30 protein-coding genes are annotated in these 25,025 nt (G+C 48.3%); 6 read left to right on the plus strand and 24 right to left on the minus strand.

Annotated elements, in window-relative coordinates:
* Positions 1 to 16: 16 nt before the first annotated feature.
* The 10 genes from B2U97_RS02625 to ccmA are packed head-to-tail and all read right to left on the minus strand — an operon-like array spanning position 17 to position 7,683.
* On the minus strand, positions 17 to 763 hold the full coding sequence (locus tag B2U97_RS02625) for an MlaA family lipoprotein (RefSeq protein ID WP_286830220.1): 747 nt from the start codon (positions 761 to 763) through the stop codon (positions 17 to 19).
* Positions 760 to 1,968 carry a c-type cytochrome biogenesis protein CcmI gene (ccmI, locus tag B2U97_RS02630; RefSeq protein ID WP_286823466.1) on the minus strand — a complete coding sequence of 403 codons (1,209 nt, stop codon included), beginning with the start codon at positions 1,966 to 1,968 and terminating at the stop codon, positions 760 to 762. Before ccmI ends, B2U97_RS02625 begins: the two co-directional genes overlap by 4 nt.
* On the minus strand, positions 1,961 to 2,422 hold the full coding sequence (locus B2U97_RS02635) for a cytochrome c-type biogenesis protein (RefSeq protein ID WP_286823467.1): 462 nt from the start codon (positions 2,420 to 2,422) through the stop codon (positions 1,961 to 1,963). Before B2U97_RS02635 ends, ccmI begins: the two co-directional genes overlap by 8 nt.
* The gene (locus B2U97_RS02640; protein WP_011234351.1) at positions 2,419 to 2,967 is read right to left on the minus strand and encodes a DsbE family thiol:disulfide interchange protein; all 549 of its coding nucleotides are present in this window, start codon (positions 2,965 to 2,967) and stop codon (positions 2,419 to 2,421) included. Before B2U97_RS02640 ends, B2U97_RS02635 begins: the two co-directional genes overlap by 4 nt.
* Positions 2,960 to 4,915 carry a heme lyase CcmF/NrfE family subunit gene (locus B2U97_RS02645; RefSeq protein WP_286823468.1) on the minus strand — a complete coding sequence of 652 codons (1,956 nt, stop codon included), beginning with the start codon at positions 4,913 to 4,915 and terminating at the stop codon, positions 2,960 to 2,962. Before B2U97_RS02645 ends, B2U97_RS02640 begins: the two co-directional genes overlap by 8 nt.
* The gene (gene ccmE / locus B2U97_RS02650; protein WP_153848926.1) at positions 4,912 to 5,394 is read right to left on the minus strand and encodes a cytochrome c maturation protein CcmE; all 483 of its coding nucleotides are present in this window, start codon (positions 5,392 to 5,394) and stop codon (positions 4,912 to 4,914) included. Before ccmE ends, B2U97_RS02645 begins: the two co-directional genes overlap by 4 nt.
* Positions 5,378 to 5,608 (minus strand): heme exporter protein CcmD, encoded by a 231-nt coding sequence (gene ccmD, locus B2U97_RS02655; RefSeq protein WP_286823469.1) that lies wholly within the window; start codon positions 5,606 to 5,608, stop codon positions 5,378 to 5,380. The genes ccmE and ccmD overlap by 17 nt, the downstream gene beginning before the upstream one ends.
* Entirely contained in the window at positions 5,608 to 6,345 is a 738-nt protein-coding gene (locus tag B2U97_RS02660; protein WP_153848925.1) for a heme ABC transporter permease, read from the minus strand. Before B2U97_RS02660 ends, ccmD begins: the two co-directional genes overlap by 1 nt.
* Position 6,346: 1 nt before the next feature.
* Positions 6,347 to 7,030, minus strand: coding sequence for a heme exporter protein CcmB (ccmB, locus tag B2U97_RS02665; protein ID WP_114981598.1), 684 nt, complete (start codon positions 7,028 to 7,030; stop codon positions 6,347 to 6,349).
* The gene (ccmA, locus tag B2U97_RS02670) at positions 7,027 to 7,683 is read right to left on the minus strand and encodes a cytochrome c biogenesis heme-transporting ATPase CcmA (RefSeq protein ID WP_011234357.1); all 657 of its coding nucleotides are present in this window, start codon (positions 7,681 to 7,683) and stop codon (positions 7,027 to 7,029) included. Before ccmA ends, ccmB begins: the two co-directional genes overlap by 4 nt.
* 78 nt (positions 7,684 to 7,761) lie before the next feature.
* On the opposite strand from ccmA, the gene B2U97_RS02675 reads away from it, so the two are divergent.
* Positions 7,762 to 9,399: a flagellar hook-length control protein FliK gene (locus tag B2U97_RS02675; RefSeq protein WP_286823470.1), complete on the plus strand. Its 1,638-nt coding sequence runs from the start codon at positions 7,762 to 7,764 to the stop codon at positions 9,397 to 9,399.
* Positions 9,396 to 9,677: an EscU/YscU/HrcU family type III secretion system export apparatus switch protein gene (locus tag B2U97_RS02680; protein WP_011234359.1), complete on the plus strand. Its 282-nt coding sequence runs from the start codon at positions 9,396 to 9,398 to the stop codon at positions 9,675 to 9,677. Before B2U97_RS02675 ends, B2U97_RS02680 begins: the two co-directional genes overlap by 4 nt.
* 6 nt (positions 9,678 to 9,683) lie before the next feature.
* Here the strand turns inward: B2U97_RS02680 and B2U97_RS02685 are convergent, their stop codons facing one another.
* Genes B2U97_RS02685 through flhA form a run of 12 tightly spaced genes read right to left on the minus strand, consistent with a single transcriptional unit; the run spans position 9,684 to position 21,983 of the window.
* The gene (locus B2U97_RS02685) at positions 9,684 to 10,136 is read right to left on the minus strand and encodes a DUF2802 domain-containing protein (RefSeq protein ID WP_110012746.1); all 453 of its coding nucleotides are present in this window, start codon (positions 10,134 to 10,136) and stop codon (positions 9,684 to 9,686) included.
* Positions 10,137 to 10,640, minus strand: coding sequence for a chemotaxis protein CheW (locus tag B2U97_RS02690; RefSeq protein WP_011234361.1), 504 nt, complete (start codon positions 10,638 to 10,640; stop codon positions 10,137 to 10,139). It lies immediately after the preceding gene.
* 21 nt (positions 10,641 to 10,661) lie between these two features.
* Entirely contained in the window at positions 10,662 to 11,519 is an 858-nt protein-coding gene (locus B2U97_RS02695; protein ID WP_286823471.1) for a chemotaxis protein CheW, read from the minus strand.
* A gap of 3 nt (positions 11,520 to 11,522) precedes the next feature.
* Positions 11,523 to 12,299: a ParA family protein gene (locus tag B2U97_RS02700; RefSeq protein WP_286823472.1), complete on the minus strand. Its 777-nt coding sequence runs from the start codon at positions 12,297 to 12,299 to the stop codon at positions 11,523 to 11,525.
* Between the two features lie 12 nt (positions 12,300 to 12,311).
* Complete coding sequence (locus tag B2U97_RS02705) at positions 12,312 to 13,472, minus strand: protein-glutamate methylesterase/protein-glutamine glutaminase (RefSeq protein ID WP_286823473.1); 1,161 nt, start codon at positions 13,470 to 13,472, stop codon at positions 12,312 to 12,314.
* A gap of 15 nt (positions 13,473 to 13,487) precedes the next feature.
* Positions 13,488 to 15,638: a chemotaxis protein CheA gene (locus tag B2U97_RS02710; protein WP_286823474.1), complete on the minus strand. Its 2,151-nt coding sequence runs from the start codon at positions 15,636 to 15,638 to the stop codon at positions 13,488 to 13,490.
* A 13-nt stretch (positions 15,639 to 15,651) separates the two neighbouring features.
* On the minus strand, positions 15,652 to 16,401 hold the full coding sequence (locus tag B2U97_RS02715; protein WP_286823475.1) for a protein phosphatase CheZ: 750 nt from the start codon (positions 16,399 to 16,401) through the stop codon (positions 15,652 to 15,654).
* 13 nt (positions 16,402 to 16,414) lie between these two features.
* Positions 16,415 to 16,798 (minus strand): chemotaxis response regulator CheY, encoded by a 384-nt coding sequence (gene cheY / locus B2U97_RS02720; RefSeq protein ID WP_016341317.1) that lies wholly within the window; start codon positions 16,796 to 16,798, stop codon positions 16,415 to 16,417.
* 37 nt (positions 16,799 to 16,835) lie between these two features.
* Entirely contained in the window at positions 16,836 to 17,561 is a 726-nt protein-coding gene (locus B2U97_RS02725) for an RNA polymerase sigma factor FliA (RefSeq protein WP_034819776.1), read from the minus strand.
* Complete coding sequence (locus B2U97_RS02730) at positions 17,554 to 18,426, minus strand: MinD/ParA family protein (RefSeq protein WP_011234369.1); 873 nt, start codon at positions 18,424 to 18,426, stop codon at positions 17,554 to 17,556. The genes B2U97_RS02725 and B2U97_RS02730 overlap by 8 nt, the downstream gene beginning before the upstream one ends.
* A 56-nt stretch (positions 18,427 to 18,482) precedes the next feature.
* The gene (flhF, locus tag B2U97_RS02735) at positions 18,483 to 19,817 is read right to left on the minus strand and encodes a flagellar biosynthesis protein FlhF (RefSeq protein ID WP_286823476.1); all 1,335 of its coding nucleotides are present in this window, start codon (positions 19,815 to 19,817) and stop codon (positions 18,483 to 18,485) included.
* Between the two features lie 12 nt (positions 19,818 to 19,829).
* Positions 19,830 to 21,983, minus strand: a complete 2,154-nt coding sequence (gene flhA, locus B2U97_RS02740; RefSeq protein ID WP_011234371.1) for a flagellar biosynthesis protein FlhA — start codon at positions 21,981 to 21,983, stop codon at positions 19,830 to 19,832.
* Positions 21,984 to 22,150: 167 nt separating this feature from the next.
* On the opposite strand from flhA, the gene B2U97_RS02745 reads away from it, so the two are divergent.
* The 4 genes from B2U97_RS02745 to B2U97_RS02760 are packed head-to-tail and all read left to right on the plus strand — an operon-like array spanning position 22,151 to position 23,593.
* Entirely contained in the window at positions 22,151 to 22,567 is a 417-nt protein-coding gene (locus B2U97_RS02745) for a prepilin-type N-terminal cleavage/methylation domain-containing protein (RefSeq protein WP_286823477.1), read from the plus strand.
* Positions 22,561 to 23,061 (plus strand): prepilin-type N-terminal cleavage/methylation domain-containing protein, encoded by a 501-nt coding sequence (locus tag B2U97_RS02750; RefSeq protein WP_114981607.1) that lies wholly within the window; start codon positions 22,561 to 22,563, stop codon positions 23,059 to 23,061. The genes B2U97_RS02745 and B2U97_RS02750 overlap by 7 nt, the downstream gene beginning before the upstream one ends.
* A 12-nt stretch (positions 23,062 to 23,073) precedes the next feature.
* Complete coding sequence (locus B2U97_RS02755) at positions 23,074 to 23,268, plus strand: hypothetical protein (protein WP_034819768.1); 195 nt, start codon at positions 23,074 to 23,076, stop codon at positions 23,266 to 23,268.
* Positions 23,249 to 23,593, plus strand: coding sequence for a PulJ/GspJ family protein (locus tag B2U97_RS02760; RefSeq protein WP_034819765.1), 345 nt, complete (start codon positions 23,249 to 23,251; stop codon positions 23,591 to 23,593). The genes B2U97_RS02755 and B2U97_RS02760 overlap by 20 nt, the downstream gene beginning before the upstream one ends.
* A 5-nt stretch (positions 23,594 to 23,598) precedes the next feature.
* Here B2U97_RS02760 and ispH read toward each other — a convergent pair whose 3' ends face one another.
* The gene (ispH, locus tag B2U97_RS02765; protein WP_286823478.1) at positions 23,599 to 24,543 is read right to left on the minus strand and encodes a 4-hydroxy-3-methylbut-2-enyl diphosphate reductase; all 945 of its coding nucleotides are present in this window, start codon (positions 24,541 to 24,543) and stop codon (positions 23,599 to 23,601) included.
* A gap of 36 nt (positions 24,544 to 24,579) precedes the next feature.
* Positions 24,580 to 25,020 carry an FKBP-type peptidyl-prolyl cis-trans isomerase gene (fkpB, locus tag B2U97_RS02770; RefSeq protein WP_034819709.1) on the minus strand — a complete coding sequence of 147 codons (441 nt, stop codon included), beginning with the start codon at positions 25,018 to 25,020 and terminating at the stop codon, positions 24,580 to 24,582.
* Positions 25,021 to 25,025: the final 5 nt, after the last annotated feature.

Consider the following 25,025-nt stretch of genomic DNA (forward strand, 5'->3'; position numbering starts at 1 on the left):
AATAAGACTCGTCGACTCATTCGTCGTAATCATCGAAGTCTTCGTCGAAGTCATCGTCAAAGTCATCAAAGTTTTCTTCTTCAATCGGCGGGTTACCATCAAACACTTGATCCTGCCAGCGCTGATAATAAACGTCTTTAACAAAAGAGTAAGGGTCCAGGGAGTTTTCCAGTACTTGCTCCTGATCACGCAAGCGCAGACGCAGTTCCAGCCCTTTTATGGCGTAACGAGCCAAATCTACCGGCCAACTTAACAAGGGGTATGGAAAATATTGACCATCGGCATAGTCGCCCCCCCGGTCTACGACAACGGTTGGGCCCAAAAGCGGCAACATCAAATAAGGGCCTTCCGGCACGCCCCAGACCGCTAAGGTCTGACCGAAACTTTCTTCGCGCTTGGTAAGACCCATGGGAGTTGCCACATCGAACAGACCGACTAAACCCACGGTGGAGTTGACAACAAAACGCCCCAATGAAATGCCAGCATCGGCAACTTTCCATTGCAGTAGGTTGTTCACAAATGACGAGGGCTCATCTAGGTTCTCGACTGCGTTGTATAAAGATGTGCGAACTGGCTGAGGAACATATTCATAGGTTTCAGCGGCGGGTTTTAACACCGCCTTATCAACATCACGGTTAAACTCCCACATATCGCGGTTAAAATCTTCAAACGGGTCACGTGGGTCGGCATAAGGGTCTTCAGGTGTCGATGAACACCCAACCATAAACAGGGAAAGTAGTATTAAAAAACCATATTTTTTCATTCGTCAATCCGGGTCGATAAAGTCAAAGTTAATTCGGTTGAACCGTCAGCTTGTATAGCGACAGTCTCAGCTTCCAGATCACCCATCTGGCGATCGATTTTTTCATCCTGCGAAATACGTGCATGCACCAGCCACTCGTCAAGGTCACTCAACTTATAATCCGGTAACATGGCATTACTATTCGACAAGGTCACAGTCATAGGAAACTCACTCACGGGCTGCCGGACAACCGCCGCAGGCATAGGCTGTTCTGAGCCTGTAACGTAAACAAAAACTGTACCTTCAGCAGGCAAGTAACGACGCATTTCATCACTTAGCTTAACAGTAACCTTTAGCTCAACTTCAGATTTTTCCTGCTGGCTCTTTGCATTTTCCAGCGCGTTAACAACTGCCTGATACCTACTGGAATTTTCTGGTAAACGCTGTTTTAATAATTGCCATGCATTAATAGCCTGTTCCCAGTCCTGACGCTCGAAGGCCACAAAACCCAGTAATGATAAAGCTTCGATATTGTCGGGTTCCTGTTGCAGCGCATGAGCTAGCATACGAGCCGCTTTAGGCTGCCCGCCTTCCGTTCCGGACATTAATAAAAACCGGCTGTAACTGACTAAGGTGTTCACTCTGTCAGGCTCAAGTTCCAGAGCCTTCTGAAAAGCTTCATCGGCGTCTTCACCTGCTCCCAGATCAACCATTAACCCAGCATAAATCCACCAGGCAACCGCGTCATCCGGTTCCCGCATCAGCTTTTGCCGTAAACCCAACGCAAAGGTATTTAAGTCTTCGCGGCTGGCTTGCTGGTTTTGTTGCTGCAACAATCTTTTCCCCAGCTCAGGTAACTGCTCGCGTGCATCTTCAGCCTGCAATTGTAACTGCCAACTGCCAAATGCCCAATAAAGGCCTGAGGATATAACCACCAAAAGTATCGCCGGCACAATCACAGGTGCTCTTTGCCAGTTAACGCTTTCTTCAACATCCTGACTATCATTCAAAAAGGTTTTATCCAGCTCCTGCTTTGCATGCTGATAATCTTCTTCCGGAAGCCCGTGCTGAGAGCGCTCTTCTTTAAGCTCTGACAAACGTTGTTCGTACCAGCGTTGATTTTCATCCTGACGTTTCTGATAACGTCTTTGCTTTCCTGTAGCAAGAAATACGAACACCACTGCAACGAGCAACATCAACAACATTAGTAACCATAAACTACTCATCGCCCGACTTCCTCAATTGCTGTAAACGCTCTCGTTCTTGTGGTGTTAATTCAACCGCCGCTTTTTTCTTGCGAGTCAAGCCAATGGCTACACCAATGCCAATAACAACTATCAGTAAAGGGCCCCACCAAAGAATACTGGTAGCCGTTGTAAAAGGTGGCTGGTAATGCACAAAATCGCCATAGCGGGCGACCATAAACTGAATAATTTCTTCGCGTGACTTGCCCTCTTTTAACATCTGATAGCTACGATCACGCATATCTTCTGCCAGAGGCGCATTAGAATCGGCAATATTTTGATTCTGGCACTTGGGGCAACGTAACTCCTTGGTTAACTGCTGGTAGGTTGCACGCTGTTGTTCGCTGTCAAACTGGTAATTGTTCTCATTTTCTGCTGATGCCGTGGAAGTCAATACAAACGCTGCGACAAAAGCTAATAGCAATGAACGGATCATTCGGCCTCCTCCAGCAATTGCTGGTAAATGCCTTGCAGTTGATTCGACCAGTTGCGTTCATTAACGTCACCCACATGGCGATAACGAATCACGCCCTTGTGGTCAATAAAATAGGTTTCTGGGGCACCGTAAACACCAAATTCAAACGCAACCTCGCCCTGCGGGTCAAATAAATTCACCGTGTAAGGGTCACCCAGTGTATTTAGCCAGTTAACGGCTTTTTCCCGGGAGTCGTCTTTATAGTTAAGGCCGACAATTGGTACACCTCTTGAGGCTAGCTCATTGAGAAACTCGTGCTCAGCGCGACAGGTTGGGCACCAGGTAGCCCAAACGTTAAGCAGCAAAGGGCCCTCGTGTAACACTGACTGGTCGTAAGTCACCTCGGTGTCATAAAGATCACTCACTTCAAACTGTGGCACCGGCTCATCAATTAACGCCGAATTCAGCTCGGTTGGGTCGCTTCCAAGGCCTTTAAGTAAAAAGCCCACCAAGCCGATGAATAAAACCAGCGGACCAAATAAGATAAACCAGCGAAACTTAGTCATTGGCCATCTCCTTTATGCCACGCTTACGATAACGTTTATCAGCAAATGCCATAGCGCCACCTATTGCCATGATAATAGCGCCCAGCCAAACCCATCGGACAAAGGGCTTGATATAGAAACGAATGGCCCAGGTTTCATCATCCAGAGGTTCGCCCATGGCAATATAGATATCGCGTAACAAACTCGCATCGAGCCCAACTTCGGTCATGCTGGTACGCTGTACCCGATAAAAACGTTTCTCGCTGGTTAACTGCGTTACTTCCTGCCCGTCTTTGTAGACAGTAAATACTCCCTGATCGGCATCGTAGTTAGGTCCTTCCCTATGCTGCAGGCTTTCGAACACGACGTTATAACCGATAACATCAACCGATTGCCCCGGCGCAAGCGCAATATCGCGCTCCTGCTCATAGTTTGAAACCAGGGTGATGCCGATAAGCGTTACGGCAAAACCTAAATGCCCCAGAACCATTCCCCAATGACTACCGGAAATTTTGGTCAGCCCGGCCCAACCCTGCTTGCGTTGTTTTACCGTTTGCTGGACTTCGGTCAGTGTAGCCAGAGCCACCCAGAACGCCAGAAACAGCGCAATAACCACCAACGCGGGTAATTCGTCGGCCCAAATCTTCGGCAGCGTGTAGGCCAGAATCAGCGCCAAAGAAAGTGCTAAGGCCAGCGGTTTCAGAAGTGGTTGCATAGCTTGTCTGCGCCAGCGCATTAAGGGTCCAAGACCCAGCATTAATGCAAATGGAATAACCAGCCAGCTATACAGCTCATTAAAGAAAGGTGCCCCAATAGAAATGGTACCCAGACCAATTTCTTTATGAACCAGAGGTAGCATGGTGCCCAGAAACACAACTATCATAGCCGCCATTAACAAGACATTGTTACCCAGCAGCATCACTTCTCGTGAAAGCAGTTCATAACGGCTGTAACTTTGCATCTTTCCGGCGCGCAGGCCGTAAAGAATAAGCGAACCGCCGACAACCAGCCCCAGCAGTATCAGAATAAACAAGCCTCGGGCGGGGTCGGTTGCAAACGCATGCACTGACACTAAAACGCCGGAACGTACCAAAAAGGTGCCTAATAAGCTCAAACTGAAAGCGGATATAGCCAGCAATACCGTCCAGGACTTAAAGCTGCCACGTTTTTCAGTTACGGCAAGGGAGTGCAGTAATGCCGTTCCTACCAGCCATGGCATAAAGCTCGCATTTTCAACTGGGTCCCAGAACCACCAGCCACCCCAGCCAAGTTCGTAATATGCCCACCAGCTACCAATGGCAATACCCAGTGTCAGAAAAATCCATGCCGCGAGAGTCCAGGGACGAGACCAACGAGCCCAGGCTGCATCAAGCTTGCCTGACATTAAAGCGGCAATAGCAAAAGCAAAAGCAACAGAGAAACCGACGTAGCCCATATACAGCAATGGCGGATGAATGATCATTCCCGGGTCTTGCAGCAGCGGATTGAGATCGCGACCGTCAACAGGAATGAGAGGCAAACTGGGATCAAAGGGGTTCGAAACCGTTAGCATAAACAAATAGAAGCCAATGCTTACCAGCCCCAGAATGGCAAGCACCCGGGCTATCATCGGCAATGGCATTGAGCGGGAAAATATCGCGACTGCGGCTATCCAGCCTGCCTGCATTAGCATCCAGAGAAGAAAAGAGCCCTCATGTGAGCCCCACACCGCGGTAACCCGATACGCAACCGGTAGCTGACTATTCGAGTTTGCCGCAACATAAGCAATACTAAAGTCGTTACTGACAAAGCCCCAGACTAATAAAGCAAAAGCGATAGCGGTAAAGAAAAACTGGCCATAGGCAAACGGCCGGGCTAAAGCCATCATGCCGCCGTTCCCTTTCGCCGCTCCCCATAAAGGATAAACCGCCAGTAATACAGAAAAAGCCAGCGCAATGGCTATGGCAAGATGTCCTGCTTCAGCAATCATTGCCCATCACCTTCTTCAACCGTGTTTGGGTTTACATGTTTGATGCCTTTCATCTGCTCTGCCAGTTCCGGCGGCATATATTCTTCGTCGTGCTTAGCCAAAACTTCACTGGCTTTTAACACGGTTGGTTCAATCAGTTCCCCCTGAGCGACAATACCTTGTCCCTCGCGAAATAAATCCGGCAAAATTCCCTGATACAACACAGTGACTTCAGGGCCAATGTCTGTAATTTTAAAGGAAACTTCTAAAGTTTCGCGGTCACGCTCTACCGAACCTTCAACCACCATACCGCCAACTCGCATCCGCTGGCCAACCTGAGGTTTCTGTTTATCCTTGCCCTTGCCTTCAACCAGTTCCGTCGGTGTATAAAACAGATCGATACTTTGGCTCAATGCATACAGCATCAGTCCCGTTGCTACCGAAACCCCAATCACTAAAATAGCGACCCAGGTTAAGCGTTGTTTACGTCTTGGGTTCATTACCGTCTCCTACTGCTGCACGGCTGGCTGTGCGTCTGGCTAAGCGCTGTTGACGCTGTTGTAACTGCCGGCTTTTCTTAACCAACTGTCGTTTTGCCAGTAAAGTTTCTAACGCAACTCCGGCAAGAACAACAAAACTTAAAAAGAATGACAACCAGACATAAAGTCCGTACCCACCCATAGCGACGAAGTCAGTAAAACTGTCAAAAACCATTAGTCTTGCTCCAGTCGTTGCTGTGCCCAGGCGCGGTGTAATTCGTGTCTTAGTATCTCATTTTTTAACCGCATCATCACCAAGGATACGGTTAAAAACGCGAAACCGGCCAAGCAGATTAATAACGGAATTAACATACTGGCGGCTATTGAAGGCCGCTCAAACTTGGTAATGGTTGCGCCCTGGTGCAGAGTGTTCCACCATTCCACCGAAAAATGGATGATGGGCAAATTGATAACACCCACTAAAGATAAAATAGCCGCAGCCTTGGCACCGGTTCTGGCGTCATCGAAAGCAAAATACAAGGCCATAACGCCGACATAAAGAAACAACAAAATCAGTTCAGAGGTCAGCCGTGCATCCCATACCCACCAGGTTCCCCACATGGGTTTCCCCCAAATGGCCCCGGTTAACAAGGCAACAACGGTAAGTGCCGCACCAACAGGCGCAATTGCCGGAATAGCCCACTCTGCGGTCTTAATCTGCCAGATGAGTGCAATGCCTCCCATGATGGCCATACCCATATAAGCGCCCATAGAAAAAATCGCTGCAGGCACATGCAGGAAAATAATTCGGTAACTGTCACCTTGCTGATAATCTCCTGGAGCAAATGCCAGCCCCCAAATTACGCCGGTAATAAGAGTTACAAGTGTTAATGCCACAAACCATGGCAGCAGCTTTTGCAACAGGTTATAAGTTGCTTCGGGTTTTGCGTACGGATGTAACCATCGCCACATATCAATTCACACTCATTCTAATGCCAGCTGCTACAGCCAGCGGAGCCAATGTTACGGTTAAAACTGAAATTGCCGCCAGTATCGCTAACTGACCATGAACTGCAAGCCCCATTGAGGCATTTTCGACTGCCGCCGTGGCAAATATCAATAAGGGAATAAAAAGCGGAATTAAAATTAAACTGACCAGCGAACTTCCGCGCTGAACCTGCAAAGTTAACGCTGCACCAATAGCTCCCAACGCACTTAATGCCGGAGTTCCCAGCAACAAAGTTAACGCCAGTGCCCACCACCCCTGCAACGGTAAACTCAACAGCAAAGCCAGAACGGGTGACAGAATAACCAGCGGTAATCCACTTAACAGCCAGTGCGCCATCATTTTCGCCGTAACCGTAAAGGCCAGAGGCTGAGGCAATAAACACAGCTGTTCCAGGGTGCCGTCCTGGAAATCATCGCGAAACAAGCGTTCAAGCCCCAACAAACTGGCGAGTAAAGCGGCTACCCAAATAATTCCGGGGGCAATACGAGCCAGAATATCAGGACCGGGACCAATGCCTAGCGGAAACAACGTCACGACCATTAATAAAAAGAGCAGAGGGTTTAAGGCATCGCTGCGTCGCCTTGCGGCTATTCGCAAGTCCCGCTTCAGCAGGGTTAACCAGGTTTGTCTATTCGAAAGCTGACTCATAGCACCTCACCCCGGTATTCCAGAGACAGTTTTTCGGGCGTTAAACCTGACAAAGTCAGCGACTGATGCGAGGTAAAAATAATGGTGCCGCCTGCATCTAAGTGCTCGACAAAGCGTTGTTGTAATAAAGCTATTCCCTGTACATCCAAAGCGGTAAAGGGCTCGTCTAATATCCATAGCGAAGCCTGCGTCGCCCATAATCGAGTTAATGCAACTCGTCGTTGCTGGCCTGCAGACAGTCGCGTGGTTAATTCATCTTCTAACCCCAGCAGTCCGAGCTTCTCGAGCAAATCCCAGGCATCCACGTCTTGCACCGAGGATAACTGTTGCTGCCAGTGAAAGTTTTCCAGCGCACTTAGCTCGCCTTTAACCGCGGCTTTGTGGCCAATAAACAGTAACTGCTGACAGTATTCCGACCAGTTCTGATTCAGCGGCTGACCGTCAAAAGAAACAACACCGTCGGAGGGCTCCAGCAATCCGGTAAGAATTCGCAGTAACGACGATTTTCCGGCACCATTAGGCCCGCTAACCTGCCATAACTGACCCGCGCTCACTGAAAAGTCGAGATTTTCAAATAATACCCGCCCTCCACGGATTGAGCTTAGCTGCTCTGCGTGCAATAGTGGGCTGTTGGTGGAAGCAACTTGTGTCATGCGGATTTTACAACCGGAACCTTACTGGTAAGCTGACGCAAATGCCCAAGATTCTACCATAAAAATTAGGTAAAGCGCATGGCTGATATTAAGCAACTGTTACAACAAATGATGGCCTCTCCGGAACGAACCTTAGCTCGTGCCGAACAGCAGCAATTGTCCAGTCTAATGCGTATTTTCAGTGGCTCCGCCTCTAATGGCAGCGCAACCGCAGCCGCAACTCAGGCTCCGCAACAGGGTAATATTCCAACGCCTTCGATTAACGCTGGCCTGCTGAATCAGGCAAATACAACTCGGTTACTCGCTCAATTATTGGTCCAGATCAGTTTACCGGTAACTTTTGAGCCAGCGAAAGGCCAGCAACCAGCTCGTATTCAGGGTAACAACTGGCAATGGCCTAACCCACCCAAAAATATTCAGCCGCCATTAACGGCGCCAACGAAATTGCAACTGACAATAACTCAGCCAGATCCTAAACAGCCGATAGTTCGTGTAGCTCTTAGCACTGGTGCAACAAAGCCTGTGGCTGTTGCAGAGGTGCCGATAACTCAACTGCCGCCCAAACTGGTTAAAGCCTTTGTTGAGCAAGGTCGGGTTGCTACGGTGCAACCGACACCGCAACAGCCGGTAACATCAAAGCCAGGCGCTCAACCCATTAACCAGCCAGTGAGTCAGCCAAACGCCGCTGCCCAGCCCTCACCAACGCAAAAAGTGTCGATACCAACGGCTACCGGATTAGCAATAAAACAGGCTCAGCAAATAACACCCAAACAATTTCAACAGGCATTGCAGAACTTTATACCAGAAAGCCTGCGGCCTTCGCCCTCATCGACAAGCACGACTGAAAGCGTTCAGCAGCCAACGGCGCGATTATCAGCAGAAGCAGCAAGAGAAGCCTTGCAGTCGCCACCTAAGGCCTTACAACAGCTTTTAGTCAGAGTACTTCAGCAAATGCCAACAGCGGATTCCATGCAGCGCCCCCAGGCCTTGCAGAGCTGGGTCAGCGACTGGTTTGCGGCGCGCCCGGTCAGCGCTCAACCCAGCCAGCAAATGGGAGGTTTAGGGCAAATGCTAATGACGCTGCTGGGGCTGGCAATGCAGCAGCAACCGGAAACGACCAGCAATAGTTCAGCAGCGAGAACCTCACCAAATCAGTTTACTCAGGCCTTTATTCAGCAGGTGCTTAACCCTGGCCCAGAAAATGCAGGCGAAGTGCGCGAGCGCATTAATTCCCTGTTGCAACAATTACCGCAGCAACAGTTGCAGCGACTATTACAGCTCTTTACCGGTATTCTTAACTCAGCGCAGAGCAGTCAGGCAAGGTTACAGGACTCTCCTCCTCAACAACCGGAATATTACATTCTGTTACCCGCTGATACGCAGAAGCCACAGCAGCATGAACTGCTTATTCGCAGTGAACGCGAAAGTAACAATAAAGGAGAAGGTGGCCGAACCTTATGGTTATTTACCCTACGCTTTGAACTGGAAAGTACCGGACCTTTGCTGGTTAAAGGTCGCTACCATCCACAAGGGTCATCGGTTGACTTCTATACCGAAACGAAAGCGGCGCAAAAGGTGGTTGAGAGTAATGTCGAAAAGCTTGAAAAAAGACTTGCCGAACTGGAGGTTAACAGCGTTAAACTTCGGGTTCAGCAAGGCAAAATTCCGGACAACCTGGCGCAGCAGCATAGCGGTATTATTCGGGTGACAGTATGAGTGACAAGAAAGAAAAACAAGCGATAGGTTTGTCTTACGACGGTTTTAATGCGCCCAAAGTCATAGCCCGGGGGTTTGACGAACTTGCTGAAGAAATTATTGCCGTTGCAAAAGAGCATGGCGTTTTAGTCCATGAAGATCCTTTGCTGTCCGATTCGCTGGCCAAACTGAATGTCGGCGATGAAATTCCACGCGAGCTGTACATTATTATTGCAGAAATTATCGCTTTCGCGTACTTACTGGATGGCAAATTCCCAAGACAATGGGAAGAGGGTTAGGCCGCTTTATGCGCCTTTCTTATGCAACGAGGTTAATAACTCAGCCTCAGCCTGCGGCAGGTCACATTCCTGCATCAGCTCTTCAACACTGGCTCCGCTCGCCACTAACTTAGCAGCGCGCTGATAAAGCTTACTACCCGGATCCTGCTCCGCAACTTCTTGCAACCTTTGCTGTAACTGCTGTTGCTCTTCGTTTAGCTGCGCGACTTGCTGCTGCAACTGAGCAACCACCTGCTGCTGAGCAAAATCAGTCTTCGAGGGTGCTTCAGAGGGTTGCTGTTTGAACTGCTCACGTAAGGACAACACTTCACTGGCAGTTTCGGTCAGCATGAGCAAGCGCTGCTGCTGACGTTCAATAAGCTCAGCTTGCCGCCGCGAGGTAATAACCACCGCGACTAAAGCAATAAGCGCCAGCCCAAGAGCCAGCGCTGAAATAGCAAATAACCAGTTCGTCATCATTTAGCTCAGACGGGAAATTTCATCCCACTCTTCATCGGTGAGCATTTTATCCAGGTCAACCAGAATCAAGAGTTCGTCATCTCGGTTACTTACCCCCTGAATAAAGCGAGCACTCTCGTCAGTACCCACATTCGGAGCGCTATCAATTTCCGAGGTTTTCAGATAAACCACCTCGGCAACGCTATCGACCAGTATGCCAATAACCTGCTGTTCAGACTCAATGATCACAATACGTGAATTGTCTGTGACTTCGGTCGTCTGCAAACCAAAGCGCAGGCGCGTATCAATGACTGTAACCACGTTACCGCGCAAATTGATAATACCTAATACGTAACTGGGTGCACCGGGTACAGGAGCAATTTCGCTATAGCGCAGCACTTCCTGAACCTGCATTACATTGATACCGTAAGTTTCCTGTTCCAGCTGGAAAGTTACCCACTGCAGAACTTCGTCATTCCCATCAACGTCAGTTTCATTCTTGATAGCGCGATTGTCTTTACTCATCTCTTACTCCGCCATGCGTTATTAATCTTGCTGGATATGTCCCAGACCTTTATCCAGAAGTGTAATCAATGCGTTAACATCCAGCAATGCACACATTCTGTCACGGACAACCCCGGCAAGCCAGGGTCGCTTATTATTTGTTTCCTTACGCCACTGAATCGATTGCGGCTGCAAAGGTTCACTGGTCACTAATTCTTCACACAACAGTCCCCATGGGCTGTCATTCAAAGTAATTAAGTACTGATAATCTAAACTCTCTTCCAGCTCCGGCGTACATTTTTCCGGCATGACCCAACGAGCCGTATCAACCACCTGCAGTTTATTGTCACGCTCGGTCATAATACCGCGGAACCATTTCGGCTTTCCCATCAGCGGACTAATTTTGCCCAGTTGATGGATGCCCCCCAGACTTTTTAACGGCACGGCCAGGGTTAAGCCCGCCACTTTAAAAAATAATGCCTGAAAGTCCTGTTCCATATACTCTGACATAGCATCGGAAAGTGGCTCCGGTGGAGGCTCAGAAACCTCAAAAACTTCAGTTTCCACTTCCGTTTCGGTGTCAGTATGTACTTCCGTATCAATGTCTGTCTCAGTGGTTGTCAAGTCAACAGTTTCTGTTTCAACTTCTGTTTCCGTAACCGTTTCAACCTCTGGTTCTTTATAGCTATCGTCCGCTTTTGCAGAAACTAAAGGTAATAAATCCTGTTCGCGGTTTAAGCTAACCGTTTCTTCCTCAGCAACCGCCTGAATTTTAGGTGCCGCTTGCTCTAACAGCCGTTTAACCGGTTCATTGTCAAACTCAACCGTTTCTTCCTCAAGCAGTAAAGCGTTGAGGTATTCTGCCATTGCGGCTTCACTGTTATCGCGTTTAGTCGTCATAAATCAACGCTCTTCCAGCTGCTTCAAATTAGTTAATAGTGACTGGTAAGCCAACACCCCTCGCGATTTCGGTGCATAAGCAGAAGGCGTTAGCTGCTCATTAGAGGCATCGCGGAATTTCGTGTCTATTGGGATCATGCCATTCCAGACCGAGCGACCATAGCGTGCAATAAGTTTCTTATAGGTTTGTAAAGACGCATTGGTCCGCTTGTCATAAAGCGTCGGAATAATGGTATACGAGTAATTCTCACCGCGAGACTTATGTATTAACGTTAAGGTTCGCATCATGCGCTCTAGCCCTTTGAGCGCTAAAAACTCAGTTTGAACTGGAATCAATACTCTCTGGCAACAGGCAAGGGCGTTGACCATAAGAACCCCCAGCACCGGCGGCACATCAATAAGAACATAGTCGAAATCATCAGCGACCATTGCCAGTCCACGTTTTAAGACCAGCCCCATACCATCCTGAGTGCCGAGTTTACGATCCAGCGTCGCCAGTGCCATAGTGGCAGGCATAACGCTCAGATGCTTAAACTGGGTAGGCAAAATACTGCGGCGCATCAAATCTGCACTTACAGCTTTACCAGCACTGAAGACATCAAAAGAGCCGGACTCCAGCGATTCTGAATCAATCCCAAAATAGTAGGTTAATGACGCATGGGGGTCAGTATCAATACAAAGGACTCGCTTACCCTGTTCAGCCAATAGGCCTGCCAGCGCAACGGTTGTGGTGGTCTTGCCGACCCCGCCTTTTTGATTAGCTACCGTCCATACGATCATTCACTCATCCTGCTATAAGCCGCTGTAACCGACTTCTTTCATAATAGCCTTGGCCATTCCTTCAAGGCTAATACTACGGGTTGAAATGCCCGCCTGAGCAACCGCTTGTGGCATTCCGTACACAACACAGCTAGCCTGATCCTGAGCCCAGATAGTCGCGCCCTGGTCTTTCAGCATACGTGAGCCATCACGCCCGTCTGCTCCCATGCCGGTTAAAATCACGCCCAGCACTTTGCCCATATAGGTTTTCGATAAGCTGGCAAAGGTTAAATCGACACTCGGCTTATAAGTAATGCGCCCGCTAGTGTCATCTTTTATTCTTAGTCTTGCGCTACCCGGGCGGCCTTCAACCATCATCTGTTTGCCACCTGGCGCTAAATACGCGGTTCCGGCTTTTAGCACATCACCGTCTTCGGCTTCTTTAACATGCACCTGACACAGACCATCCAGACGCTGTGAAAAGGCCTTGGTAAAAGCCGCAGGCATATGTTGAACCATAACAATAGGGTAAGGAAAATTGCCGGGCAATTGGGTGAGTATTTTTTGCAATGCGACAGGGCCACCGGTTGAGGTTCCTATCGCCAGTAATTGATAAGCCCGGTTTATTGTTAATGCACCAGCCGATGTCGCTGTACGCGCATCACTTTCGCGCTGACTTTGCAGCTCATTATTACGTTGCCGAATACGATCCAGCGCTGTAGTGGGCTCTGACGGACGTTCGGGTTGCTTCGCAACAGGCGGCGGTGTTGATGGCCGCGCAGACGTTCGGCTTACCAGCTGCCTAGCAATCGCTATAACGCGATCCTGTAGAGTTTTTACTGCCTCGTCGCGGTTACGGGCGATATCTTCAAACTTCTTCGGCAGAAAGTCCGCAGCTCCCGCCTCGAGTGCGTTCAGCGTTGCTGTCGCCCCCTCATGAGTCAGCGAGCTGAACATCAAAATAGGACAAGGATTGCTGCTCATAATGGCTTTTACAGCATCAATGCCGTTCATTACCGGCATTTCAATGTCCATGGTAATAACGTCCGGCTTAAGGGTTCGGCTTTGTTCTACCGCTTCTTCGCCATTATTCGCACTACCAATCACTTTAATGTTGGTATTGTCTTCTAAAATCTCAGTTACCCGGCGTCTGAAAAACGCCGAGTCGTCTACCACGAGAACTTTTACAGTCATGAACGGTTTGTCCCGTTATCTTTTGGCGTAATACTTAAGCATGCTGGGCACATCAACTATCAGAGCAATACCACCATCGCTGGTAATTGTTGCTCCGGCCATTCCTGGCGTACCCTGCAGTAACTTATCTAAGGGTTTAATAACCACTTCTTCCTGACCAATCAGTGCGTTCACCACAAAGCCAACTTGTTGGTTACCAATTTGCACAACCACTACATGACCCTGTTCTTTACGACTTGAACCATCATGGTTACGGACTAGCCATTTTTCCAGGAAGAACAACGGAATCGCCCGGTTACGTACAATGAGAGTCAACTGTCCGTCTACGGTATTGGTGCGCTTCATATCCAGGTCGATAATTTCACTGACAACAGCAAGCGGCAAAGCAAAAGTCTGATCTTTTACGGCGACCATTAGCGTCGGCAATATTGCCAGAGTCAGCGGCACTTTAATCAAGAGTTCAGTACCTTTACCTAACTCTGAGTTAATTTTAACGCTACCGTTGAGCTGGCTGATTTTGGTCTTAACCACGTCCATGCCAACTCCACGACCGGAAATATCCGAAACTTGTTCTTTGGTCGAAAAACCCGCCGCGAAAATCAAGTTATAAGCATCTTCATCGCTTAAACGTGCAGCGGAGTCTGCGTCCATAATGCCTTTTTTAACGGCTATGCCTCTCAGTTTTTCAGCGTCCATACCAGCGCCATCGTCTTTAATCGACAGCATAATATGGTCACCTTCCTGAGACGCCGACAAGGTGACGGTTCCTGAGCGCGACTTACCATTCGCTTCACGCTCATCCGGCATTTCGATACCATGGTCAACAGAGTTACGAACCAAATGCACCAAAGGATCGGCCAGAGCCTCAACTAAGTTCTTATCTAAATCGGTTTCTTCACCGTACATCTCAAGATTGATTTCTTTCTTCAGGCTACGAGCCAGGTCACGGACAACCCGGGGGAAACGGCCAAACACTTTCTTAATTGGCTGCATCCGGGTTTTCATCACCGCGCCCTGTAAGTCGCCAGTGACAACATCCAGGTTCGAAATAGCTTTGCCCATTTCAGCACTGTCTGACTCATCAGAATTACTCAGGCTCAACAAACGGTTTCTGACCAGTACCAGCTCGCCGACCATGTTCATAATTTCATCTAAGCGCTTGGTATCAACCCGCACAGTAGTTTCAACCGGAGCAGGCGCTGGTGCAGCTGGCTTTTTATCTACCGGCTGAGCCGCTGCTGGTTTCGCTTTAGGCTCTGATTTCGGCTCAGGCTTCGGTTCTGGTTTCGATGCTGGTTTTGCCGCAGGTTTTGGCTGCGCTTTGGGTTCAGGCTTTTTCGGTGCTGGCTCATTAGCAGGCTTATCACCTTTCGGTGTCGGCGCTTTGCCACTGCCATGCAACTCGTCCAGCAAGGATTCAAATTCGTCGTCTGTTATTTCGTCGTCTTTTGCAGGCTCTTTCTGCTTTTCTTGTTTTTTCTCAGCACTTTGAGGCGCTTTCCCGCTGCCATGAAGTTCATCCAGCAATGACTCAAATTCATCATCTGAAATCTCATCACTGTCTTCATTTACCTTGGGCTTGGACGCCGCTGGCTTGTCTTCTTTTCCGGGACCTTTGCCTTCACCATGCAACTCATCCAGTAACGCTTCGAACTCATCGTCCTGAATTTCATCAATGCTGTCGCTGCTGCTTTCTTCTGCTGCAGGTTCTGGTTCCGGATCTGTTTCCTCGGCAGGTTCATCTTTTGGAACCTCTATAGGCGCTTCGTCCTCAGACTCTGGTTCACTCAACTTATGCAGTAATTCCAGCAACTCCGGTGAAGCTGCTTCAGGTTCTTCTTTGGCGCGCACCTGCGCAAACTGAGTATTGATAGTATCCAAAGACTGAAGAATCACGTCCATCAGGTCGGAAGTGACAGTACGTTGACCATTACGCAGGGTATCGAATACGTTTTCCGCACCATGACAGGTATCAACCAGAGCTCCCAGAGACAGGAACCCGGCACCACCTTTAACCGTATGAAAGCCACGGAAAATAGCATTCAACAGATCTTTGTTTTGCGGATCATTTTCCAGTTCAACTAGCTGTTCAGATAGTTGCTCGAGGATCTCTCCAGCCTCGATCAAAAAATCCTGCAGAATGTCTTCGTCCATATCAAAGCTCATGCGACTGATGCTCCTAGAAACCTAAACTGGACAACAAATCGTCCACTTCGTCTTGTCCGCCAACCACGTCATCGCGTTGATCAGCATCGATAATTGGGCCTTCGGCATGGGCTGCATCTTTCTTAGGCGCAGACCCTGCTTTTTCCGCGTTACGACGTTCTTCTTCTTTACCAAATATCTTCAGCAATTCAATCAGGTTCTTTTCAACGTCTTCGACCAATTGAATAACCCGGCGAATGACTTGCCCGGTAATATCCTGAAAGTCCTGAGCCATCAATACTTCAGTCATCAACCCATGCACTTGTGGCATGTTTTCACCACAGCGCTTAAGTACGTCATCGACCTCATGACATAAAGACTTGAATTCATTTAACTCAATATCGTTACTCATCAGCCTGTTCCAGGCCGGCATGACCTTCTCTACACGCTGATGCATCTCATCTGCTAAAGGCAGGCAAGCCTCTACCGCATCCATTGTTCTATTGGCTGCGTCTTCGGTTTTCTCAATGACATACAACAAACGGTTTTGCGCATCAGGAAGATCATCTTGTGTCATTTGCACAATGCGAGGGTCTACCTGAAAATCCTGAAGTGCTTCGTGGAGGTCGCGTGTTAACTGGCCGACAGAAGTAAACAACTTGTCGTTACGACGGTTGTAAACGTCTTCCAGTAATTGATTTGCCTGCTGCTGCTTCCCGTCTTCAAGCAAGGCTACGAGTTCCTTGGCTTGCTCCAGAGAAATATCATGGGCGTTATCAGACATAGTCATTCGCCCTTTAGCTGATTCGTTCGAAAATCTTGTCGAGCTTTTCTTTCAACGTTACGGCTGTAAATGGTTTAACAATATAACCATTTACTCCAGCTTGAGCTGCCATAATGATCTGCTCTCGCTTGGCTTCCGCTGTTACCATTAACACCGGTAAATGAGCCAGGTTATCGTCCTTGCGAATTTCACGCAGCAAGTCGATTCCCTGCATACCCGGCATATTCCAGTCGGTTACGACAAAGTCGAAATCACCGTTCTGCAACATGGGCAATGCGGTATTACCGTCATCGGCTTCCTGTATATTGGTAAAGCCAAGATCACGAAGTAAGTTCTTAATGATTCGTCTCATTGTAGAGAAGTCGTCCACAACGAGAATTTTCATATTTTTATCCAAAGCACCCTCCACTGAGGCTCTCGATTACAACCAAAGTTTATTCAACCCAATTTTGCATTCGCGACTTCAGTCGCAACATTGCCTGACTGTGAATTTGACTGACTCGTGATTCACTCACGCTCAGCACTTCACCTATCTCTTTTAAATTCAATTCTTCGTCATAATACAACGAAAGCACCAAAGCTTCACGTTCTGGTAACGAAGATATTGTCGAAACCAACGCTTTATGAAACGCAGCATTTTCAACATCTCTTTGTGGTTCATAAGCTGAACCCGTTACCTGCTCTGGCATGATAGCATCTTCTGATACACCAAGATCTTCAATACCAACAATTCGTCCCGTGCTGACATCCCGCAAAATATGATGATATTCATCCATACCCATATTCAGCTTTGCGGCCACTTCCGTGTCTTTTGCATCGCGTCCGGTTTCATTTTCAACCTGACGAATGGCTTCCAGTACGCGTCGATGATTACGATGAACCGAGCGCGGAGCCCAGTCACCACGACGAATTTCGTCCAACATAGCACCACGAATGCGAATGCCGGCAAAGGTTTCGAAACTGGCGCCTTTACTGTTATCAAAGTTACGCGCAGCTTCTAATAAGCCAATCATGCCTGCCTGGATCAAATCATCCACTTGCACACTGGCTGGAAGTCTAGCCATCATATGGTGTGCAATACGCTTAACCAGCCCGGTATGCTGTTCAATAATAGCATTTCGATTGTCAGCAGTGGCGGCATAAACGGCAGCTTTATTCATTGGCAACATCCCGCTTACTCTCGTTATCGGCAGAAGTTATCAATTGTTCAAGAAAAAATTCTAAATGCCCGCCGGCTTGAGCCGGAACAGGCCAGTCAATGGCTTTCTTAGCCAAAGCTTTTATCGCTAAAGAAGCAGGTGATTTCGGGTAAGCCAGCACCATAGGCTGTTGTTTTCTAACAGCTAAACGCAAGTTATCATCAAAGGGTATAATCGCGGCAAGCTCTAAAGCGACGTCTAAAAATCGATCGGTTACTTTAGTTAATTTATTGAACAATACTTGTCCATCGCGCAGATTTCGTACCATATTGGCAACCACCTTGAATTTAAACAGGCCTTGCTCCCGGCTCAATACTTTTATCAGTGCATATGCATCAGTAATTGATGTGGGTTCATCACAAACCACTAATAAAACATCCTGTGACGCTCTGGCAAAGCTGACAACGGTATTACCAATACCCGCTGCAGTATCGACAATTAATACGTCATAGTTCCCCTGAAGCTGGCTGAAGGCTCTAATTAACCCGGCGTGTTCAGATTCGCTCAAGTCCACCATAGAGCGCGTTCCCGATGTTGCCGGAACAATTTTAATTCCTGCCGGGCCTTCAATCAGAATATCCTCTAACTCGCACTGCCCACTCAACACATGAGAAAGGTTGCGCTCAACCCGCAGGCCTAACATAACATCGACGTTAGCCAGACCTAAGTCGGCATCCAGCACTAATACTCGTTTGCCCTGCTTTGCCATTGCGATAGCCATATTCAGCGACACGTTGGTTTTCCCAACGCCGCCTTTACCACCAGTTACCGCAATAACTTTTACTTTCGATTGTTTCATTCTTCGCAGACCGCTTGCTTGATCCATCGGGCGTATCTCTTTTCTGACTAGATTGATAACAGCTTCATATTATATTGGCTCATTCAGCGAGAAAACGCCTCATTCCAGTACGATTTTGGCACGTCTGACACTGAGGAACAAATGCTTTTATCAAGCAGGCGCTCAGCCTCGGCAACCATAAAGTTCGCATCCGCTACCCGAATATCTTCAGGCACTTGCTGACCATTTGTTAAATAACCAACCGGTAAGCCATGTTCTATAGCTACGCTGATACTCTCACCTAAACTTAAGCATTCGTCCAGCTTAGTGAAAATGCAGCCAGACAAAGGCAGTGCTTTAAATTGCTTAACAGCATCCATCAGCACCTGGCTTTGTGATGTTGCCGACAACACCAGATACGGGCGAATACGCAGTCTTGAATTCTGAATAAGCTGGCTTAACTGTTCGTTCAAACGCTTATCGCGCTGACCCATGCCTGCCGTATCAATCAAAATGAGACTTTTTTGACGTAGCGCAAGTAATGCATCTGCCAGTTCCTGCGCATTTTTTGCCACTTTGACCGGACACCCTATTATACGACCATAGGTCTGTAATTGTTCACTGGCACCAATCCGAAACGTGTCGGTGGTAATTAAAGCCACTTTATCGGCACCATGGCGCTGCGCATAACGAGCGGCTAACTTCGCAATGGTCGTGGTTTTACCGACCCCGGTAGGGCCGACTAAAGCAACCGCTCCACCGCGCGTCAAAATGTCGTCAGAGGTTGTATTCAGCTGACCTTCTAGTAAATGCAGAGTCTGTTCCCAGGCCTCGTCATCTGATCCCCCTTCAGGAATAAAACAAGCAATCTGGTCGGCAACTCGCTCGCTTAAGCCCATATCCATTAAACGGTTCATCAGCATAGAGCGGGTCGGTTCTTCACGATCCATTTCTTGTTTCATCAAGCCGCTTAACTGGTGTTCCAGCAATTGGCGAATACCATTGACCTGAGAGCGCAGTTCAGCAATGGCCTGGGAGTCGTCTGCTGCTGGTGCGTTTATTTGTTCAGGAAAAATATCGTCGCTGAGTTGAGAAGCGTTAAATTCTTGTGGTTCGGCTTTCGGTTCTGGCCGTTTTGACGCTTCAGTAACCGCTTGCGCAGCGGTGCGTTGTGCGGGCTGTTCAGCCTGAGCCTGACGCTGCAATAACTCTTGCAAAGACTCGGCCGGCACTTCTGGCGTTTTTGACGCGGCAGGCTCATTCGGTGCTTGCTCAGCCATTGGCTGTGCCTGTTGCGCATCGGGGTCAATGGCTGCAACCAGCTCAATACCACCATTCACTTTCTTATTGGACAGGATAATCGCATCCGGACCTAAGGTTTCTTTAACCTGTTGCAAACCACGGCGCATATCTTCGGCAAAAAAGCGTTTAATCTTCACAAGCGACTCCCGTTACTCTTGTGTGGCGGTTTGTTCACCACCGTTTTGTTGTCCACCAATTGAGCTGACAATGCGAATTTGTTTATCATCCGGTACTTCCTGATAGGACAACACGCGCATACCATCGGTAGCGTGACGCGCAAATCGCGCCATGGTTGACCGCAGAAGCCCGGAGGTCAGCAGTACTGAAGGTTCCCCGTTCATTTCCTGCTGCTGATGCACTTCGCGTAATGACTGTTGCAGGCGTTCGGCCAAACCAGGTTCGATTCCGGCGCCTTGCTGATTTCCGTCATTACCAGCCATTTGCAATGACTGATGCAACATCTGTTCCAACTCTGGTGCCAAAGTTATGACAGGTAATTCTGCCGCACCTTCAGCAATGTCCTGAACAATTAACCGGCGCAGTGAAATTCTGACTGCAGCCGTCAGTACTTCTGGGTCCTGGCTGCGTCCTGCATACTCAACCAAAGTTTGTACAATGGTGCGCATGTCACGGATCGCGATGCCTTCGTCCAGTAAGTTCTGCAGTACTTTCACAAAGTTGCCCAGTGACAATAGATCCGGAATCAGCCCCTCAACCAGCTTAGGATGAGTACGCCCCAGACGGTCCAGCAACTCTTGTGCTTCTTCGTGACCCAGCAACTGAGATGCATGGTTGGTTACAATCTGACTTAAGTGCGTAGCGACTACGGTTGCAGCATCAACCACGGTATAACCCAGAGTTTGAGCGTGCTCGCGTTGCTCAGGACGGATCCAGACGGCATCAAGACCGAAGGCAGGATCTTTTGTCTTCTCACCGTCCAGTTCACCGAATACCTGCCCCGGGTTAATCGCCATCTCCCAGTCATGACGAATTTCAGCTTCGCCCATGGTCACACCCATAAGAGTAATGCGATAACTGTTGGGGCCTAAATCGAGATTGTCCCGAATGTGTACGGCGGGAACAAGGAAGCCAAACTCCTGAGACTGCTTCTTACGAACACCTTTAATGCGTGACAGCAATTCACCGCCCTGCTGCTTATCCACCAAAGGAATTAAGCGATAACCAACTTCCAGACCTATAGTGTCAACGTGGCGTACGTCGTCCCAGCTGAGCTCTTTTTGTTGCGCCTGCTGAACTTGCTGTTCCTGTTCTTTTTCAACCAGTTCGCCTTCTTCAGTCTTGGTTTTCTTAAGTTTAAAGTAAGCCGCGCCGGCTAACACCGCAGACATGCTTAAAAAGGCAAAATGCGGCATACCGGGAATAACCCCCATGGCAAACAATACCGCGCTGGTAATGACCAAAACCTTAGGGTTATCGAGCAATTGCAGAACAACTGCATCGCCCATGTCCTGGCTGTTATTTTCACGCGTAATGATAATGGCTGTCGCAACTGACAGTAACAATGACGGAATTTGTGCTACCAGGCCATCACCGATGGTTAACAGCGTATAAACTTCCACTGCCTCATTGAAGGTCAGGCCGTACTGGATCATACCAATGAGCAGACCGCCGATAATGTTAATAAAGAGAATAAGGATACCGGCTATGGCATCCCCTTTTACGAACTTACTGGCACCATCCATGGAGCCGTAGAAATCAGCTTCACGGGTTACATCGCTGCGTCGTGCTTTGGCTTCTTCCTGGTTAATTAGGCCCGCGTTAAGGTCAGCATCAATGGCCATTTGTTTACCAGGCATAGCGTCAAGGGTGAAGCGAGCGGTTACTTCTGAAATACGGCCGGCACCTTTGGTGATAACCACAAAGTTGATAATAACCAGAATGGCGAACACCACCAGGCCGACAGTGTAGTTACCACCTATGACCACGCTACCAAAAGCTTCAATAACAGAGCCTGCAGCACCTGGCCCGTTATGCCCTTCTAATAAAACAATACGCGTAGAGGCAACGTTAAGGCTTAAGCGTAGTACCGTAGCAATAAGCAAAACGGTAGGAAAAGCGGCGAAATCCAGCGGACGTTGGGTATAAACCGCCACCAGCATAACTACCAGTGACAAAGTAATTGAAAATGAAAAGAGAACATCCAGCACCACAGCCGGAATTGGCAAAACAATCATCGCCAGAATGGCCATAATGGCCAAGGGTGTTCCAAAACCTTTGATCAGATGCGCATTGTTCTGCGTGAAATTTCTAAAATTTACTAACTTTTCGGCACCGCCCGCCATACGTCTTCCTGTTGCGTCAAAAAGTTGAACCTGCGGTGTTTTATTCAAGAATCGAGCCAGCTTTCGTTTTATTCGGAGGTTATCTTACATTCGTTTCAGTTGGGGCTTACAGACAAAGCTTAAACAGCTTCTATACTCGTTGCTCTTCTTCAAAATAATGTGTTTTTATGCGCGGTTACTCTCTTATGGAATTGGTCGTGGCAATGGCTGTCAGTGCGGTGCTTGGTGCTTCTGCCCTGCCAATATTTACTCAGCAGACAGAGTCTTTGTTGCTTCAAAAAGAGGCTGGCCGCTGGCTGTCTTATTTGCAGCTGGTAAAAGCCAGGTCCATAGCAAATAAGGAATCTATCGAAGTTGACTTAGTTACATTTAGCCGTGACTCGCAAACCTCAGGTATTCAAACCGAATACACTTACAGTTCTTCCGCGTCGCTTACTTTTTATGGAGAGTCATCTGCCGCGACACCCGGACATATCAAACTAATAGGTAAAAGCCGACAGATAAAAGTCATCATCAGCAGTGTCGCTCGTATTCGTTTGTGCTTAAGTGAAGGTGACTCACTTCCGGGAATCCCCCCATGTTAATAGTTTCTGAGCGCGGCAGTAGTTTAGTAGAAGTTCTTATAGCTTCGGCTATTGGCGCGATAGTTGTTCTGGCAGCACAGCAGCAAATGCAATGGCAAACAGGAGTGCAACACCGTAAGCTAATGCAGGTCAATTTACTATTAAGTGCTCAGTCAGTCGCAAATCAGTTTTTTGAAACCTTAAAAAATACCGCCGCAACGCAAATTTCAAACCCTCAGAGCAATTGCTATTTGTTTCCTCAGCAAAATGGAGGCTCGCCCGGCTTCAGGGTCAGGAATGAACAGCTACAGCATAACTCAATGACTCTCGATTGCGCCGGGTATGGCTGGCAATCCCTAACCGATAAGTCTCAATTCAAAGTCACGCAATTTACTGCTGACTCTTACGCTCCGGAATCTGGTAGTGGGCTATCAAAACTCGTTGTAACTTTTACCGTTACTCACAATGCTCAGGCACATGTTTTCAAACGAACAATCACTCCTCTGGTTAACTAAATGGAGCTTACTATGAACGCGAAAGGATTCGCTCTGATACTCACCTTAGTAACACTTATAAGTTTGAGCTCGGCCAGTTTAGCTGCACTGCTTTTCTACGCGCAAATGACAGAGGCTCAGCAACATCATCAATGGCTACAACTTTCTCAACAACTTCAGCAAGATTTCGAAGCAGAGCGCAGGGCTTATGAACTGTCACAAGAATAAAGGCTTTTCTCTGGTTGAAGTGTTGGTCGGAGCTGCACTAGTAGCTCTTTGGTCCGTCAGTAGCCTGCGGCTTTTACAGGTTGGATTATCGGCGATTGACCATGCCCACACAAAAGCGAAGGCTGTGGAGGTTTTGATGACTTATTTAAGTGAGGCTCAACAAACGTGGACTCAAGGCAATAATCCAAAACTATCAAAGGAAACAGGGCAGCTTCATTTAACAGCAGAGTTAACCCCTATAGATCAGTTCAACGCGACCATCGAGGTAACCGTTTACTGGGGAAATGATAACGAGCTCGCCCAGACATTCTGGCTTTCCCGATAACCAGTTTAACCTACCGGGTGCGGCCTTAGCTCTGGTGGAATTGAAAAGGTAATATTTTCTTCGCGGCCGCTCAGTTCTACTGCAGTTTTACCGCCCCATTCCTGTAGCTTAGCAATCACTTCTTTGACCAGAACTTCTGGTGCAGAAGCGCCAGCGGTGACTGCTACCTTCTCGTGACCCTCTAACCAGGCTTTATCAATACAGCTGGCGTCATCAATTAGGTATGCCGGAGTTCCCATTTTCTCGGAAAGCTCGCGTAAGCGGTTTGAGTTTGAGCTGTTGCGCGCGCCCACCACTAACATGATATCAGCATCGCTGGCTAATTCGCGTACCGCATCCTGACGGTTTTGAGTGGCATAGCATATATCGTCTTTGCGTGGCCCGTTTATCTCTGGGAACTTTTGACGCAAGGCATCTATTACGTCGGCCGTGTCATCAACCGATAACGTAGTCTGGCTCATGTAATGCAGGTTTCCCGGGTCTTTCACTTCGAGCTTAGCAACATCTTCCGGCGATTCCACAAGGTAGATACCGCCCTCATCGTTTTTATATTGCCCCATAGTCCCTTCAACTTCAGGGTGTCCTGCATGGCCAATTAAAATGCATTCGTGGCCTTTACGGCTGGCACGAGTAACTTCCATATGAACTTTCGTTACTAGTGGACAGGTCGCATCAAATACCCGCAAGCCGCGATCTTTGGCTTCTTGTCTTACCGCCTGAGAAACGCCATGGGCGCTAAAAATAACAATTTGGTCGTCTGGTACTTCATGCAACTCTTCAACAAAGACCGCACCGGCTTCGCGCAGTTTACTGACAACGTATTTGTTGTGAACCACTTCGTGACGCACGTAAATTGGCGGCTCAAATATCTCTAAAGCCCGCTCAACAATAGTTATAGCGCGATCAACTCCGGCACAAAAACCCCGAGGGTTCGCTAACAAAATTTGCATCAGTTCCTCCTGCGTTCAGCCCGGTTTATTAACCAATCATGGCTCAACGCTAATAATCTCTACTTCAAAAATCACCGTTTGTCCGGCCAACGGGTGATTAAAATCGATGGTGACTGTTGGACCTTCAACTTTACGAACAATTCCCGGTAAATCGGTACCATCCGGTTGAGTAAAAGCCAAAATGGCTCCAACTTCCGGTTTGGTTTCATCGTTAAATTTTGCCGAATCAACATAATAATAGTTGTCCGGGTTCGGTTCACCAAAGGCGTCTTTAGGCTCCAAAGTGAACTCACGCTCGGCACCTTCGCGCAACCCTACCAGACACGCTTCAAAGTTTTCGGTCAGGTTGCCATCACCCATCCGGAACCTGGCTGGCTTACCTGACATTTTTGTGCTGTCTGCAACCGAGCCATCGGCCAGTTTAATGGTGAAGTGCATAACCACTTCCCGTCCGTGCTCTATAGGTAAACGACTCAAATGAG

It is taken from the genome of Idiomarina sp. UBA3176 (genome assembly GCF_002364295.1).
GTDB classification, from domain to species: Bacteria; Pseudomonadota; Gammaproteobacteria; order Enterobacterales; family Alteromonadaceae; genus Idiomarina; species Idiomarina loihiensis.